Origin of the sequence: Bradyrhizobium sp. MOS002, from assembly GCF_003020115.1 — a bacterium.
Taxonomy (GTDB): Bacteria; Pseudomonadota; Alphaproteobacteria; order Rhizobiales; family Xanthobacteraceae; genus Bradyrhizobium.
This window is the reverse complement of record NZ_PYFX01000012.1, coordinates 14,241-30,547: the sequence shown is the minus strand read 5'-3', so window position 1 is coordinate 30,547 and position 16,307 is coordinate 14,241. Positions and strand designations below refer to the sequence as shown.

Genomic DNA, 16,307 nt, shown 5'->3' with positions numbered 1-16,307 from the left:
CCATTGGGGGAGTATCAGGCCAAACGCCTGTGTTCTCGCGGCGGCATGCGCACGACGCGCGCTAAGCACACTCATACTGCTCCGAGAGAAACTGGTTGATCGCGTCGAACGCCTGCAACCGGTTCTTCTCCAGCAGTATCATGTGCGTGCCTTCGCCGATCTCAACCCATCGCCGATATCGCGCGTGTTTCAGCGAGAGGAAGAGATCCTGCGCCGAGCTGATGGGCACGTCCCGGTCCCATTCGGCGTGGACCAGGAGCACGGGCACGCGAATGGCGCTGGCGTCGTAAAGGGCCTTGCCGGCGGCCCAGTATTCGCGGATGTCCAGGATCGGACCGTTCACCGCACGCATAAGCGGAGCAGTCCCTGCGCTGGCCTGCGGGTCTGTTGCGAGCGAGATGTTCGCCCAGAGTTCGAAGCCGCCTGCTGGAATTAGACCTGGCTGCGCTGCTTCGGGCGCTGCGGAAAGCCAGCGCTCCCTGAAGTCCAGAACAGGGACGTTGCGATAGGCCCCGAGGCGGCCGCCCGCATCGACCGGAGCCGGGCCCTTCAGCAACCACAGTGGCGCGACCAGCGCAAGCTTTACGATCTTGTCGTTATTGCCTGCCGTGTAAGCACCGGCCACAGAGCCGCCCCAGGACATGGCGACCAGATTGAGCCGCGTGATGTTGCGCTGCTTCAGGATGTATTGAACTGCGCTGGCGAGATCGCGCACGCCGATTTCGGTGCGCACGAGCGGCTCGGAGTCCTCCGGCGGTGCGTTCATTTGGGGCGGACGCGTCGATCCGCCATAGCCGCGCACGTCGAGTGCGAAGACATCGTAGCCATGCCCCGCCAGATAATCCATGAAGGAGATGCCGCCGAGCGGCGCATCGAACAGGCTTTCCGACGAATAGGTCGCGCCATGCATCATCAGGATGGTTCGCTCGGCGGAAAACGTCTTGAGCGCCGCTTGTCGCTTGTTGCGTAGGTGAAGCGAAATGCCGGCCGTGTCGCTCGGGATCATGAGATCCTCGACCACGATGTCGGACCTGTCTGCCCGTGCGAAAGTTTGCTGGTCCATGGTCGGTCTCCTTGATCAGAGGAAGTGCCAGGCGAAGCGATCGCCGCGGCGGTCGATGCGTCCGACGGACGATTGTGCGAAATGGGTGGTGAAGAGGGTTGCGCCACGATCGGCTGCGTCCTCCAGGACGGCGGCGCGCGAGCGCAAGGCGGCCTCAGGGAATTCGCAGAAGCAGGAATTGAGCGAAGGCTCATACACCTGCAGCGGATGGTGCATCACGTCGCCGGCAAACAGCGCCTGCTCGCCGCGGGAGACGAGACGGATCGACGCGTGATCGATACTGTGACCGGGAGTCGGGATGAAGGAGATGCCGTCGAGGACCTCCTCACCATTCACGGAAATGAGCTGGGCAAGCCCTGCCTCGATGACCGGCCGCACACTGTCGTCATAGACGCGGTCGGCCGGCTTGCGCGCTGCCGGGCCGAGGGCCGGGTCCGGGCGGGCTGCTCCGGCCGGCGCCGTGCCGGCCGCGAGGCTCTCGCCGTAGGCCTGCTCGATGCGGGAGAAGACGTAGGTCGCATTCGGGAACGTTGGAATCCAGCGACCGTCGACCAGGCGCGTGTTCCAGCCGACGTGGTCAGCATGGACATGCGTGAGCAGAACGTAATCCACCTGTTCCGGGGTGACGCCCGCCGCGGCCAGCCGCGCCAGGAAGGGCTCGTTCAGACGATGGAGCGGCGGAATGTCAGGCCGGTTCTTGTCGTTGCCGGTCGCCGTGTCGATCAGGATCGTGTGGTGCGGGGTTTTGACCAACCAGCTGTGGATGCTTTGAATGAAAGTGCCGGTCGTGGAATCGAAAGAGCCCGCCTCGAGCTGGTCGCGATGGCGCTCCAGCGCATCCGGATCGGCGCCAGGATAGAGGGCGTCGAACTTGAACGCGGCAAGCCGCAACTCATCGATCCGCGTGACGGCTGCTTCGCCAACGCGATAGGTTTTGGTCGCTTGCGTCATCAAGGTCCTCCACTCCAGATCGTGGCTGAGCCGGCCTGATTGCCAGCCGCCGTGACCGTGAAGTACGAAGCGCGCCACGCCGCCGGGAGGGCCGTGGGTTCGATAGGTCCCATCGACCCCGTCGATATCGAAGGCTGTCAGCCCGGCTTTTCAGGCCGCCATTTTGGCTTTACCTGTCTCATCGCGGCTGGTCCGGCCGCGATCATTGCCTTGAACGGAGGAGGACCGATGCCGGATGCGGAACACGGTCCAGGTCGGCCGGCCGACGACACCGATCTCGCCGAGATCGACCTTGGCCTATTGCTCGCCCTGGAGGCCCTGCTGCGCGAGCGGAACGTCACGCGCGCGGCGTCGCGCCTGAACATCGGCCAGCCGGCACTATCTGCTCGGCTGAACCGGCTGCGACAGGTCTTTGCTGATCCCTTGTTCGTGCCCGCGGCGGCGGGCCGCGGCGTGGTGCCGACGACGAGAGCGGTGGAGCTGCAGGCGGAGCTGGCAGACGTGCTCGGCAAGCTCCGTCGCATGGTCGAGGGGCCGGCCGTATTCGACCCGGTCCGCAGCCAGCGTACCTTTGTCGTTGCCATCCATGAGAATCCAGCCGTGACGCTGGCGCCCGGATTCGTCGCGCGGTTGACCTCCACGGCCGCACGGGCGCGGCTGGCCTTCGTCCATCCTACGCGCGACGTCGTCGATCGGCTTGAGCGGGGCGAGATCGACATTCTGGTGACGGGGGCGGACGGGGCGCACGGCGATCTGATGCAGCGCCCGCTTTTCGAGGACAGCTTCCTCTCCGCCCAGCGCAAGGGTCATCCACGCGGCAACGGCGCGCTCGATCTCGATCGCTTTTGTGCGCTCGATCATCTGCTGATCTCTGCCGACGGCGGTGGATTCTCGGGCCTGGTCGACGACGCACTGGCCGCGCTAGGCCGTTCCCGGCGCGTCGCCGTCTCAATTCAAACCTATGCGCTGGCGCCGGTCATCCTTGCCCACAGCGACTGCATCTGTACCCTTCCGCGACGTTTTCTGATGCGGTTTTCCCACGAGCTCGATCTCACGCCGCCGCCGCTCGATCTGCCGCCCGCGCGTATCGTTGCGTTGTGGCATCCGCGCAATCAGGAGGACGGCGCTCATGCTTGGCTACGCGAGTGCCTGTACCACGCGGCTGCGTCCTGATTCGACTTGGTCAACCGCACCAGGTCACGCATTTAGGCTTGATGATCGTCGGGACTCTCAATCAGCGGGTCCCCGCGCCACTATTGTCGAGCGGCGATGGCCGTGATCTCGAGTTTGACGCCGGGACCGAGATCGGCCACGCCGATTGCGGCGCGCGCCGGCAGATGAGCCTCTGCAAAATGCGCCTTCCAGGCTGCATTGAACTCTGCCTTCTCCTTGAGGCTCGTCATGTAGATGGTCACCTGCACGACGTTGCCCAGATCGGATCCTAGGGTCTTGAGCAGCTGCGTCAACTGCCCGAGGACGTCGTTTGCCTGGCCTGACATGTCGAGGCTCGTGTCCTCGGGGACGATTCCACCGATGTAAAGCACGCCATGATGCTCGACCACTTCGTGGAGCAGACCTTCGTAGGGCAAGACGCGCTTGATCATGATGGGACCGATGTTGTGTGTGACGAGCCGGGATATCGCACATTTCAATGTCAGTGTCGTTGCAAGAGATCGCGTGCCAAGTCTTACCGAAAGACGGGCGCGCGGCCTCTGAATGCAGTCGACTAAAGCGTTGAAAATAAAAGTACAAATTGGTCGAAAGATCGCCGCCGGTCGTCCCTGCGAACGTTGGCCAAGCAGTCTCTGCACGAGCGCCCGGCATTTTCGCAGGCCCTGACCCGACGACATCGAAGAGCGGATTGCTATACTGCTACCCGGATGACATCGGTGCGGCCGGGACGGTGCCGCGACCGGAACAAGGAATGCGACGATGGACGACACGATTGGCTTCCCCGACCCCGGCCTCGACCTGTCCGACGGCTTCAAGCCGCACACCTCGCATTGGGGCGTGTTCTCGGCACGCCAAGGCGAGGCCGGGCTCGAGGTCAGGGCGTATGCGGGCGATCCAGATCCGAACGGCATCATCGGCAATTTTCCCGGCGCGCTGCGCCATCAGGCGCGCATCACCCAACCCGCGATCCGCCGCGGCTGGCTCGAACGCGGTCCCGGTCCGGACGATCGCCGCGGCCGCGACGAATTCGTCTCCGTCAGCTGGGAGAAGGCGCTCGATCTGCTCGGCGACGAACTGGCACGCATCCGTGACACGCGCGGGCCCGGCGCGGTGTTCGGCGGCTCCTATGGCTGGTCGAGCGCGGGCCGCTTCCATCACGCCCAGAGCCAGGTGCATCGCTTCCTCAACGTCGCCTTGGGCGGCTATGTGCGCTCGGTGAACTCCTATTCCTCCGGCGCGTCGTCGGTGCTGCTGCCGCAGATCCTCTGCGGTTACGAGGACATCACCAAGCGTAACGTCACCTGGGAGCAGATCGCGGCCGATACCGACATCGTGCTGGCGTTCGGCGGCATGGCGCTGAAGAACTCGATGGTCGCAGGCGGCTCGATCAGCAAGCATGTCGAGCGCGGCGCGATGGAAGCTGCGCGCCGCCGCGGCTGCGAGTTCATCCTGGTCAGCCCACTGCGCGAAGACCTGCCCGTCGAGGCCGGCGCCGAATGGATGACGTGCGTGCCCGGCACCGACACCGCGCTGATGCTCGGCATCGTTCATACGCTGGTCGCTGAAAACCTGCACGACCAGGCGTTCCTCGATCGCTACACCGAGGGATGGCCCGTCTTCCTGCGCTATCTCACCGGTGAGAGCGACGGCCAACCCAAGAACGCCGAATGGGCCGCCGCGATCTGCGGCGTCGACACCAACACGATCCGCAAGCTGGCGCGCCGGCTCGCCGGGAAGCGCGCACTCATCACCGTCTCTCATTCGCTCCAGCGCGCCGAGCATGGCGAGCAGCCGGTGTGGATGGGCATGGTGCTGGCGGCTGCGCTCGGCCAGATTGGCCTCTCCGGCGGCGGCTACGCCTATTCGTTGGGGGCGATCGGCTATTACGGCCGCCGCGTCAACGACGTGCCGGGGCCGACACTGGGGCAGGGCCGCAACGCCGTCCGCGATTTCATTCCGGTGGCGCGCATCGCCGACATGCTGCTCAACCCGGGAAGCACCTATCGATACAATGGCGAGACGCGCACCTATCCGGATATCCGCCTCGTCTATTGGGCCGGCGGCAATCCCTTCCATCACCACCAGGACATCAACCGCCTGCGCAAGGCGTTTGCTAAAGTCGACACGCTGGTCGTGCACGAGCTCGCATGGACTGCCACGGCCCGGCATGCCGACATCGTGCTGCCCTCGACGATGACGCTCGAGCGCGAAGACATCGGCTATTCCAGCAACGATCCCCTGATGGTCGCCATGCACCGGATCGCCGAGCCGTTCGGCCTTGCGCGCGACGACTATGAGATCTTTGCCGATCTCGCCGACCGTCTCGGCGCGCGCGAGCCCTTCACCGAGGGGCGGACGTCACGTCAGTGGCTGGAGCATCTTTATGAGCCGACCCGCGCCTCGCTCGAGGCGCGCGGCCTGGAGGCGCCGAGCTTCGAAGACTTCTGGCAGCGCGGCAGCCTGGTGGTGCCGCAGCAGCCCGACGACGGTGGCCGGCTGCGCCGCTTCCGCGACGATCCCGTCAATCACGCTTTGCCGACGCCGAGCGGTCGCATCGAGATTTTCTCTACCAAGATCGCGGGTCATGGCGATGCGGACTGTCCGGGCCATCCGGTCTGGCTGGAGAAATCCGACATGCCCAAGCCGGGGGTGCCGTGCTTCCTGGTTGCCAACCAGCCGGCGACGCGTCTGCATAGCCAGCTCGATTTCGGCGGACATTCGCTTCAAAGCAAACATCGCGGCCGCGAGGTCGCGCGCATCAACCCGCAGGACGCGGACGCACGCGGGATCAAGCACGGCGACATCATCCGGCTGTTCAACGCGCGCGGCGCCTGTCTCGCCGCGGCCCATGTCACCGACGGCATCGCGCCCGGCGTGGTCCAGCTCCCGACCGGCGCCTGGTACGACCCGATGGACCCCGAAGACGACGCGCCGCTCTGCGTGCACGGTAATCCGAACGTGCTCACCCGCGACGTCGGCACGTCGTCCTTTGCGCAGGGCTGCACCGGCCAGCTCACGACAGTCGAGGTCGAGAAGTTCACCGGCAATCTGCCGCCGATCCGGGCGTTCGATCCGGTGTAACGAACCCCGGTCCGGGCTGCGTGATCGTCGCTTCCGCCGTGATGCAAGGCGGCGGGAGTCATGAAGAAAATGGGGCCGCCCCGTGTGGGTGCAGGGACGGCCCCGAGTGGCTCGCAGGCCCGGGAGGATGAGGGCGCGAGCGGATGCTTATGCGGCTGCGCTGATCCAGCCCCGCTCCGTAGAAGGACGACGCGGCGGCACTGCTTGCACCTCACGCCGTTCGCCCCTGCTGGCGAGGCGCCACCGTGCCGGGGATTGATCGCTGATGCGCTTGAACACAGTCGAAAAATGCGCCTGCGTACTGAAGCCGACGGCAAGCGCGATCTCCGCCAGCGGCCGCTCGGTGGTTGCCAGCAACGTCTTGGCCTGCTCGACCCGGTGATTGAGCAGATACTCCCGGGGGCGATAACCGGTCGCGGCGCGGAATTGCGCCGCAAAGTGCATTCTGGACAGGCCGGCGACATTGGCGAGTTCGGACAGGCTGATGCAGCGGTGAAACTGATCGGCGACATACTGCTCGACGCGCCGCAGCCGCCATTTCGGCAAGGCATTGACCCTGGCGCGCGGCACTTCCAGGCGCGCGAGATGCATCGCAAGGGTTTGGCCAATGCAGCGCGTAAACTCGTGATCCGCGGCGTCGCCAAGATCGATCAGTGCCTTGGCAAGCTCGGCTGCGAGCGGATCGCGCAACAACACGAGATCATTCAATCCCTCGGTTCCGGAAAATTGCGCCGGAAAATGATCCGCGGAAATGTGAAAGTGCAGGAAGGCGCATGGCGACTGGAATTGTACGGCGAGGGGCTTCGACGGCGCGGTGAGATACAGCGTGCCCGCAGGCATGGTCCCGTCGAAAATGAGCTGGCGATCCCGGGTGAGTTTCGCGCGCGTGGTCTTGAGGGCGATGCCGGCGAAATAGCGATCCTCAGGCGTCGTCGCTTGGTGCGACGAGATGCTCCGCGGGTCTTCCCATCGCGAGATCGCGATGTCCTCGGCGGCCACCCCCGCGCGCGGATCGATCTGACGCCATTGACGCTCCCGAATGATCGCCTGTGTTGCCTGGGGGATCTCGCAATCCTCCAAGCCGCCCGGAAATTCAATCCAGGCATCAGCCGCCTGCAAATTGGTCAACATCGTTCGTCCTCCCGGGCTTTCTCCGCTGTTTGCGACCAGCAAACGCGCAAAGCCCCGCGTTTTCGATGGTGAGAGGATAGGGGTGAGCTGCGCTGCAAGCTCGTTAGTGGTGATTAGGATGTGTTAGTTTTTGTGGGACCGCATCAGGTGCGACATCCCGTCTCAGGAAGCGTCTTTTTTTCAAATTTTATCAGATATTTGCGCATCTCCGACCCGACTGGGGAGAGCGCAGAAAATCCCGTGGAGATCGATGCGGCGGTGTGAGTTCTGTGCGGTGCCCTCGCTGGACCTAGCACCAGTGCCGGGTATAGTCGCGCCGCACTTCCATGGAGCAGCTGTCAGGATGAGTCAGAAGTGACCGAGCTCTCGGCGGGACACGGCTCCCGCGGCAGCGACGCCGCGACGATGCTCGATTTCGATACCGTCGCGTTCGGGCCATTTTCGCTTCGGTCGCGGCTGCTGGAGAAGGATGGCTTGCCGGTCAGGCTCGGCAGCCGCGCGATGGATATTTTGCGGCTGCTGGTCAGTCGCGCCGGCGAAGTGGTCCCGAAGGACGAGATTCTCGCCTATGCGTGGTCCGGGCTCTCCGTCGAGGAGATCAGCCTGCGCGTCCATGTTGCGGAGCTGCGCAAGGTGCTCGGCGATGGAAAGGATGGTGCCCGCTACATCACCACCATTCCGGGGCGGGGCTATTGCTTCGTCGCGCCGGTGCGGCGCGGCGAGCGCGCAGAGGTGTCCGCGCTGGCGTCGCGTGCGCCCGAAAGGGCCGCGCCGCCACCCTCGCTGCCGCGCCGATCGGACCGGATGGTCGGGCGGGAGGACGCAGTGGCCGAGTTGGCGGCCCGCTTGCTCCGCGATCGCTTCGTCACGCTGCGAGGGCCGGGCGGCATCGGCAAGACCACCGTTGCGACCGCGGTCGCGCACGAGATGTGCGATAGCTTCGACGGCAACGTCCATTTCCTCGAATTCGGTCCGCTTAAGGACGGGGCCTTGGTCGCGAGCACGGTTGCCGCAGCGTTGGGCCTCGTCGTGCACCACGATGATCCCTCGGCCAGCATCGTCAATCTCCTGCGGGGCCGGCGGCTGCTTCTCGTGCTCGACAGCTGCGAGCACGTCATCGAGGAGGTCGCGCGTCTTGCAGAAAAAATCTACCGGGAGGCGCCGGGCATCGTCATCCTCGCAACCAGCCGCGAGTCGCTGCTGGTGGAAGGCGAGCAGATTTTCGAGCTCGTTTCGCTCTCTGGGCCGCCGCAGGGCACCCGCCTCAGTGCCGGCGAGGTGCTGGCTTATCCCGCTGTGCGCCTGTTCGTCGATCGCGCCGTCGCGGCCGGGCATCGCGACGACATCACCGACGAGGATGCTGAGGTCCTGGCCCGGATTTGCGGCAAGCTCGATGGCATCGCGCTGGCGATCGAGCTGGCTGCCGCACGTGTCGGTCTCTATGGACTGCGCGAGATGGCGGCGCTGCTCGAGAACCGGCTGCAGCTCGAATGGCGCGGGCGGCGAACGGCGCCGCCGCGGCAGCAGACGCTTGGCGCTACGCTCGACTGGAGTTTCGGTCTGATCGGCGAGAGCGAGCGGATCGTATTCCAGCGCCTCGCCGTCTTCGCAGGTCACTTCACGTTGAAGGGCGTGATAGCGGTCGCGGCCGGGGCGCAGATGCCGGAGGATCGCGTCGTCGAGGCCTTGGAGCAACTTGTGGTGAAGTCGCTGGTTTCCACCCAGCCGGACGGTGCATCGCGGCGCTATCGCTTGCTTGACGCAACGCGCGCCTATGCCCTGCAGAAACTGGCCGACGGTGGACAGCTGGCCGAGATCGCGTACCGTCACGCTCGCTATGTTCAATGCGCGCTCGAAGCGGGCATGAAGGACAAGGAGGGCAGCGATCATGCGTCACGTTCGCAGGAACGCGCGAGCCTGGTCGCCGATGCCCGCGCTGCGCTGCAATGGAGTTACGCCAACGACGAAGGCACCGGCTTGCGTGTGCCGCTCGCGGGCAGCTGCACAAGGCTGTTCGTCGACCTCAATTTGCTGAACGAGGCGCGCATCTGGTCCGATCGCGCACTCGCAATGCTCGATGAGGCCGATCGGGGCGGCAGATGGGAGCTCGAGCTTCAGTCGACGCTCGGTCACGCCTTCATGTTCACCGAGCGCAACAGCGAGCAGGCGGAAGCGGCGCTCAGGCGCGGGCTGGAAATAGCGGAAGCGCTTTCCGATCACGCCAACACATTCAGGCTGTTGTCCCGGCTCAACATGTTCTATCGCCGCACCGGCCGCTATCGGCATCTGGTGCCGACTGCGCTTCACGCCGAGCGGATTGCCCGCGTCATCGGCGATACTGCGGGCATCGCCGGGAGCAAAGCGCTGCTCGGCGTGTCATATCACCTCGCCGGAGACCAGGCCGAGGCGCAAGCCCATCTCGACCAGGGCCTGCGCGACGACGCTGCGCTCCGCGGGACCCAACCTGGGCATTTCGCCTATTCACGCACACCGCAGATTCCGCTCGCGCGCGTGCTATGGCTGCGCGGCTTTCCCGATCGCGCGCTTGAATGCGTCCGGCCGCTTGTCGGCGCGTCAGCGCCGCAGGACGTGGTCATGCATTGTATCGCATTATGCTGGGCCGCTTCGGTATTCGGCTGGCTCGGCGATTGGTCGTCAGTCGAGGCGATGACCGATCGTCTGGCCGCCCATGCGAGCATGCACGGACTCGTGCCCTACGAAGCCGTCGCGGCGGGGTTTCGCGCGCAGAGCATGATCGCTCGGGGCGAGGTCGCCGGCGGCGTCGACCTGATGCGGAGTGCGCTTCCACGCCTGCACGCCGATCGCTACGAGCTCTATGCCTCGGCATTCGCCGCGGATCTGTCCCGAGGCTTGGTCACGTTGGGACGATTGACGGAAGGCATTCAAGTTGTTCACGAAACCATTGCGCGGGTCGAGCAGGAAGGCGGCGGCTTCGACATGCCCGAGCTGCTCCGTCTCCGAGGAGAACTGGAGGCCTATGGCGGCAATCTCGACGCGGCCGAGGCGGATCTCGTCGCCTCGATCTCGCTCGCCGAACAGCAGGGCGCGTTATCCTGGCGGCTGCGAGCCGAGATGTCGCTGGCGCGGCTTCGAATCCGGCAGCCTGTGCAACATCCACTCGAACAGCTCGCCAAAACCTATGCCCGGTTCTCGGAAGGGTTCGAGACCGCCGATCTCAGGGCGGCACGGAGCATGCTGAACGAGCCGGCGGCCTGATCAAGTCGAAGCGAATTTTTCGCGCGGGCTGCTACTCGAAGACGGCGTCAAAGATCTCGACGTCCATCAGCACGGGCTTGGCGACCACGGTGCCGTCGGGCCGCAGCGTCTGCGCGCGTCGGAGCGTCGGCACCACGATGCCGCCGAAGCTGTCATGGGCCCAGGAGTAATGCGCGACCTTCATTCCGAAGAGATCGTGATCGGTCCGCCGCTGCAACGCGTTCTCGTCGAAATAGAAGATCTGCTCGGGCGCGAGCGTGATCAGCCCCGGCGGGAACTGCGCGCGCAACCGCCGCCATGACTCGTTGTTCTCCTGCCACGGTGGCAGTTCCTCCACCACCACGTCGGGATGGGCGAGCAGGAATGGATTGGTCAGATAATTCCAGATCGCGACACCGCAAAAGAAGACGAGATGCAGTTCGTCCGCGAGCGTGGGCGAACCGGTTTCGGTGAACGCAAGGCTCGGATTGCGCCAGGTCCTGAGGATCTCACCCTCGAGGCTTTCGATCGTGATCGCGTCCGGCTGAAAAGAGCCGGAGTGTTCGCCGCCGGTGATGCCGGTGAAGCGGACCGACTGCGTGCGGGTCGAGCCCTCCGCCGTCACGTCCTTGAACTCGCTGGCATGTCCGGTGCTGGAGAACAGCGTTCCGGCGACGGAGAGGTGAAGCGTGAACCGGCTCAAGCTATTCCAGCGAGCGAGTCCGCCGCTGGCATCAATTACATCGTCAAGAAGCGCCATGTCCCGCCATATCCACCGTGAAGTGACACCACCATGGCGGGGCGGATGCGGCTTGGCGTGTTAGAAGTTGTTAGGAGTTGCGAGCGGATATTTTTACGGTATCCCGTTGAAGATACTCTCAATTCAGCGCCGTAAGGAGCTCCCTGGCGGCGACGAGATCACGGGTCTGGAGGCCCTCCTGGTACCGCGCGACGAGCGGGGCGAGCAGGGCACGTGCGTCTCCGGCTTTTCCGGCCTGGCGCCAGACCCGGCCGAGACTGATGGCCCCCCGCAGTTCCCAGCCGAGCGCGCATTGGCGGCGCGACAGATCGAGCGAGTCCCGGAAGCAGCTTTCGGCCTCCGCGGCATTGCCCGACCGGGCGAGGATGTCGCCCTTGACCCTGAGCATCTCGGGCATGTCGAAGGATTCGCCATGCTCGGGGATCTCTGCGATGGCGTCATTGATGGTCTGCAAGGCTTCGTCGGCTTGGTTCTGCGCCGCGAGTCCCTCCGCGAGCGCGGTCGCAAACACCGTCGTCATGATCCGGTGTCGCGTCGCGTACAGCGTGGCCTGGCTGCGGCGGAGGTGCTCGATCCCGGCGGCTACGTCGCCGCGGCGGAGCAGCAGCTCACCCTTCTGGCCGATGCCGACCGCGTGGTAGGGCCCGAGGAAATGCCGCGCGGAATGATCGATCAGCCGCTCGATCAGGATTTCCGCATTGGCCAAGTCGCCGACCCAGAGGAACACGTAGATGGTCCAGATCAAGGAAATACCGAGAGTGAGCGGCTGCTCGAGCAGCTCGGCTTCGCGAATGGTGTATCGGGACGCCTCGATCGCACGATCGGGCCGGCCGGTGAGCCACAACCCGCGCGCCAGCGCCACCAGCGCGACGATGCGGTCATCATAGCCGAGATGCCCGATATTCAGCCGCTGCGAGCCGGGATTATGCAACATCGCGCTCTCGCAGAGCTGCACCGCCTTGTCCTGGTTGCCGATCAAATGATGGGCGACGCCCAGCATCCATTCCACGTTCAGCGTGCTGGCGGGATCGTTCAGCTTCCGCGCGACGCTTTCGCCCTGTTCACCGGTTCCGAGTGCTCCGTGAAAATCTCCGACCCTGGTGAGGTAGATGTGCAATCCGCGCAGCAGCCAGAGCTGCCAGTGCAGATCCTGGAGTTCCCGCGCAAGCTGGAGACTGCGCGTGAATGCCGAGCGGACCGCTTCGGTATTGCCCTGCGTGAACATCGCGGAGACGCCGAGCGCGGCCTGCAAGATCATTTCATGGCGGCCATCCACCGCGCTCGCGTCGAGCAACGCCAGCGCCTGCTGGGTCCAGCGGTAGCATTCCGTCAGCAATGTCAGCTCGAGGAAGAACTGAGCCGCTGAAGCCGCCAGATCCACGCCGATCGTTCGGTCTCCGCCGTCCGAAAAGCTCCAGGTCAGCGCGGCCCGGACATTGGGCAGGTGGTCGGCATAGGGAAGGAAGCCGCCCGCGGTCTGCATGCCCGTGGATTTGACGGCGATGTCGCGAAGGAAGTCGCGGAAATATTCGGCGTGGGCATGTGCGACGCGGTCAGCTTCGCCGTTCTCGACGAGCTTCTCGGCGACGAAGGCACGCGTCGTATCCAGCAGGCGATAGCGCAGCCGCCGCTCCGCAGGGGAAGTCGCGATCAGCGATTTTGAGAGCAGATTGGAGATCGCCTCGGCGGCTTCTGCCTCGCCGATGCCCTGACAGGATGCGACCGCAAGCGCGGCCTCCAGGGTGAACGGCCCGACGAACGCCGATAATCCGCGCAGCGTTGCGCTTTCGGTTGCCGGCAGCAAATCATAGCTCCAGGCGAGCGCCGCACTGAGGGTGTGGTGCCGCGGGACAGCGGTGCGCCGCCCGCGCCATAGCAGTGAGAAACGGCTGTCGAGCAGCGAGGCGGTCCCGGCAATGCCATAGGCGTTCACACGCCCGGCCGCGAGCTCGATCGCGAGCGCGATGCCGTCCAGCCGGCGGCAGATATCGGCGACGAGCGGCGCATCTTCTTCGCTGAGCTCGAACTCGCTCAAGCTCTCCGCAATGCGTTCCACGAAGAGCTGAGTTGCGGGATAAGCAAGGATGTCGGCGATGCCGAGCCCGTCGCGCTGTGGCGGGCAATCCAGTGGAAACAGCCGATGGACACGCTCACCTTCGGCACGGAAGGATTCGCGGCTGGTGGCGAGAATATGCAGCTCGCCCGCTTCCCGGACGATGCGTTCGGCCAGGGGGGCGAGATCGTCGAGGATGTGCTCGCAACTGTCGAAGACCAACAGCATCCGCCGGTTGCGCAGGAACGTCAGCAACCCCGGCATCGGGTCGTCGGAATTGACTGTCAGGCCCAGCGCGGCCGCAATCGTTCCCGCAACGAGCCGGGTCTCCCTCAGTGCGCCGAAATCGACAAAACACACCTGGCCGCCGAAGGCCTGGAACTCGCGATGCGCGACCGCCAGTGCGACCGAAGTCTTGCCGATTCCGCCGGGGCCGACGATCGTGACGAAGCGATGTTGCGCAAGCTCGGCGGAAATCCTCTCGACCGCATCGTCCCGCCCGATCATCTTCGAAAGCGGCGAGGGCAGCGAGCGCGGCGAAGCAACGGGCGGGCTGGTCCGGTTCTCCGATGGGGCGGCCCGGAGCAGCGCGGCCGTGAAGCAATAACCCCGTCCGGGGACGTTGACGACGTAGCGGGAGCCTTCGCTCGGATCGCCCAAGGCCTTGCGCAGCGTCGTGATGTGAAAGCGCAGGCTGCCTTCGTCCACATTCACGTCGGCCCAGACCCGCCGCATCAACTCACGCTTGTCCACGACCTCGCCGGCGCGCTCGGCGAGAAAAACGAGAATGTCGAGCGCACGGCCGCCGAGGTGAACCGGGGCGCCGTCCTTCTCGAGCAGCCGCGTCTTTGCGAACAGCCGGAACGGCCCGAAAGCAATGGCCGAATCCTGGTCGTTAGTGTCCGGCACGGGCCAATCATTCCAGTGAAAGAGCTGAACTCTGCACTTTGATCTACCAGAAGGGAACTCTGAGTAAACTGGCCGAAAGTGGCGAAATCGCGTGGAAGGTGCCGGCAATTGGCCGATCGCGCGCGACGATCCGTCGCAAATTGTGCTCAAACGCGAGCATCTCGAAGCGATCGGAGCGACCCGGCAGCGTGCTTGACCGCCCAGCCCGCGCTTTGGAGCCCCCGTCGTCGCACCGCCATCATAACAAAAACTTGCAACGTCTAACGAGCAATGCGGGCGAACTGCATCCAGTATCCGTTCCGAGTTTGACGTTAATTCCAACGGGGAGGCTACGATGTCCGGTATCAATGCTCGGCCGAATGACGACGTCGTTCGATCTCAGCTTGTGGCCAGTTTAGACGATCAGTCGCGTGACTGGGAGCTCGTGCTGCGGGAATCCCACCATCGGATGAAGAACACGCTGACGATATTGGGTGCGTCAGTCCGCCGCGATTTCACCCGGTCGGGTACCAGGGACGTGTCGCTTGCAGCGGACCGGCTCGAGCGGCGCATCGTCGCCTTCGGCAGGCTCTATCAACTCTTGTCCGACAATGACGACCATACGGCGATCCCGGTGGCGGCCTTCTTCGAAAACCTGTGCGGAGCGATTTCCGAGGCGGTGCTGGAGCCGGCGGGCATCCGTTGCGAGGCGGCGATCGAAAGCGGCACGCTGCCGGCGTCGCAATGCCATCGGCTCGCGCTGATGTTGACGGAGCTGGTGACGAATGCGGCCAAGCATGCCTTCCCGGACAGGAACGATGCGCTGATCCGCATCGAGATGGCGAATCGCGATGGTGCCTGGTTCTGCACGGTCGCCGACAACGGGATCGGCGCGACTGGACCGCTTCAGGGCACCGGCAGCCGGATTCTCGAAGGACTCGCACGCAGCATTCACGCCCGGCTGCAGGGCGAGGCGGGAGAACAGGGCACGCGCGTAACGATCGCGATGCCGATCGCAGCTGCTTGAAGCTCGTCTTGAATCCAACCCAGGGAGTTCGACATGGCTACCACCGAAATCGACCGCGACGCCGCGGCCAAGCCTTCAAACAAGCCTTCCAACAAGCCTTCCAACAAGTCTGCGAACAAGCCTTCGACATTGCGTGGCGTTGATCAGAGGCTCGAGGTGATCGTGATCCCCGTGTCCGATGTCGATCGCGCCAAGGCCTTCTACGCGCGTCTCGGTTGGCGACTGGACGCCGATTTTGCCTCCGGCAATGACTGGCGCGTGATCCAGTTCACGCCACCAGGCTCGGCCTGCTCGGTGATTTTCGGCAGGAACGTGACGGCGGCTGCACCGGGCTCGGTGCGAGGCTTGTACCTGATCGTCTCCGATCTGGAGGCGGCGCGAGAGGATCTGCTCGAACGCGGCATCGAGGTCGGTGCTCCATTCCATGGTGCCGGCGATGCTCACGCCGGAACCGATGAGCCTTATCTCTCCGGCAGCGTTCGGGTGAGCGGTGCTGACCCGAAGCGCGGCAGCTACGGCTCATTTGCCTCGTTCAGCGATCCCGACGGCAATGGCTGGCTGTTCCAGGAGGTCACGACGCGATTGCCGGGACGGATCGCGGGCGACGGCACGACATTCGCTTCGCAGGCTGCGCTGGCCGCAGCACTGCGCCGCGCAGCGGCGGCACATGGCGAGCACGAAAAGCGGACCGGCGGGCACGACGAGAACTGGGCCGATTGGTACGCCGATTACATGGTCCGCGAGCAGGCGGGCCAGCCGCTGCCATCCTGAGCTGGACGGCACGGATTCGTCGACTGATGCAAGCCGAGGCGGCGCGTGATGACGGAGCTCATCGCGCGCCGTGTTGCTTTGGCGGCGCGCATCGCGGCTCGCAACGGCTAACGCGGTCTAACAACCCATAACGAGCAAATTGCCGGGGCCTGCGCCAATCTCTCTGCATGACGAACCGACGCGTTGATTTCGA

Annotated in this window: 11 protein-coding genes; 5 read left to right on the top strand and 6 right to left on the bottom strand. The window is 64.8% G+C overall.

Annotated elements, in window-relative coordinates; translation table 11 throughout:
* Positions 1 to 61 precede the first annotated feature (61 nt).
* A complete protein-coding gene (locus C7G41_RS27250; protein ID WP_106945422.1) occupies positions 62 to 1,063 on the bottom strand; it encodes an alpha/beta hydrolase in 1,002 nt (333 codons plus the stop codon).
* Positions 1,064 to 1,078: 15 nt separating this feature from the next.
* Positions 1,079 to 2,014 carry an MBL fold metallo-hydrolase gene (locus C7G41_RS27245; protein ID WP_106945421.1) on the bottom strand — a complete coding sequence of 312 codons (936 nt, stop codon included), beginning with the start codon at positions 2,012 to 2,014 and terminating at the stop codon, positions 1,079 to 1,081.
* A 51-nt stretch (positions 2,015 to 2,065) separates the two neighbouring features.
* Between C7G41_RS27245 and C7G41_RS27240 the strand changes: the two genes are divergently transcribed.
* Positions 2,066 to 3,187 (top strand): LysR family transcriptional regulator, encoded by a 1,122-nt coding sequence (locus C7G41_RS27240; RefSeq protein ID WP_245446701.1) that lies wholly within the window; start codon positions 2,066 to 2,068, stop codon positions 3,185 to 3,187.
* Between the two features lie 80 nt (positions 3,188 to 3,267).
* Here C7G41_RS27240 and C7G41_RS27235 read toward each other — a convergent pair whose 3' ends face one another.
* A complete protein-coding gene (locus C7G41_RS27235; RefSeq protein WP_106945420.1) occupies positions 3,268 to 3,618 on the bottom strand; it encodes a RidA family protein in 351 nt (116 codons plus the stop codon).
* 328 nt (positions 3,619 to 3,946) lie between these two features.
* Between C7G41_RS27235 and C7G41_RS27230 the strand changes: the two genes are divergently transcribed.
* Positions 3,947 to 6,268: a molybdopterin guanine dinucleotide-containing S/N-oxide reductase gene (locus C7G41_RS27230; protein ID WP_106945419.1), complete on the top strand. Its 2,322-nt coding sequence runs from the start codon at positions 3,947 to 3,949 to the stop codon at positions 6,266 to 6,268.
* Between the two features lie 147 nt (positions 6,269 to 6,415).
* Here C7G41_RS27230 and C7G41_RS27225 read toward each other — a convergent pair whose 3' ends face one another.
* Positions 6,416 to 7,399: a helix-turn-helix domain-containing protein gene (locus C7G41_RS27225; protein ID WP_199198639.1), complete on the bottom strand. Its 984-nt coding sequence runs from the start codon at positions 7,397 to 7,399 to the stop codon at positions 6,416 to 6,418.
* A gap of 354 nt (positions 7,400 to 7,753) precedes the next feature.
* Here C7G41_RS27225 and C7G41_RS27220 point away from each other — a divergent pair, with 354 nt between their 5' ends.
* Positions 7,754 to 10,636, top strand: coding sequence for a winged helix-turn-helix domain-containing protein (locus C7G41_RS27220; protein ID WP_106945417.1), 2,883 nt, complete (start codon positions 7,754 to 7,756; stop codon positions 10,634 to 10,636).
* Between the two features lie 31 nt (positions 10,637 to 10,667).
* Here C7G41_RS27220 and C7G41_RS27215 read toward each other — a convergent pair whose 3' ends face one another.
* Complete coding sequence (locus tag C7G41_RS27215) at positions 10,668 to 11,375, bottom strand: hypothetical protein (protein ID WP_106945416.1); 708 nt, start codon at positions 11,373 to 11,375, stop codon at positions 10,668 to 10,670.
* Between the two features lie 118 nt (positions 11,376 to 11,493).
* The gene (locus C7G41_RS27210; RefSeq protein WP_106945415.1) at positions 11,494 to 14,337 is read right to left on the bottom strand and encodes a winged helix-turn-helix domain-containing protein; all 2,844 of its coding nucleotides are present in this window, start codon (positions 14,335 to 14,337) and stop codon (positions 11,494 to 11,496) included.
* Between the two features lie 334 nt (positions 14,338 to 14,671).
* On the opposite strand from C7G41_RS27210, the gene C7G41_RS27205 reads away from it, so the two are divergent.
* Together C7G41_RS27205 and C7G41_RS27200 are read left to right on the top strand one after the other, a co-directional pair.
* Positions 14,672 to 15,343 carry a sensor histidine kinase gene (locus C7G41_RS27205; RefSeq protein WP_106945414.1) on the top strand — a complete coding sequence of 224 codons (672 nt, stop codon included), beginning with the start codon at positions 14,672 to 14,674 and terminating at the stop codon, positions 15,341 to 15,343.
* 33 nt (positions 15,344 to 15,376) lie between these two features.
* Positions 15,377 to 16,114 (top strand): VOC family protein, encoded by a 738-nt coding sequence (locus C7G41_RS27200; protein ID WP_106945413.1) that lies wholly within the window; start codon positions 15,377 to 15,379, stop codon positions 16,112 to 16,114.
* The last annotated feature ends 193 nt before the right edge of the window (positions 16,115 to 16,307 follow it).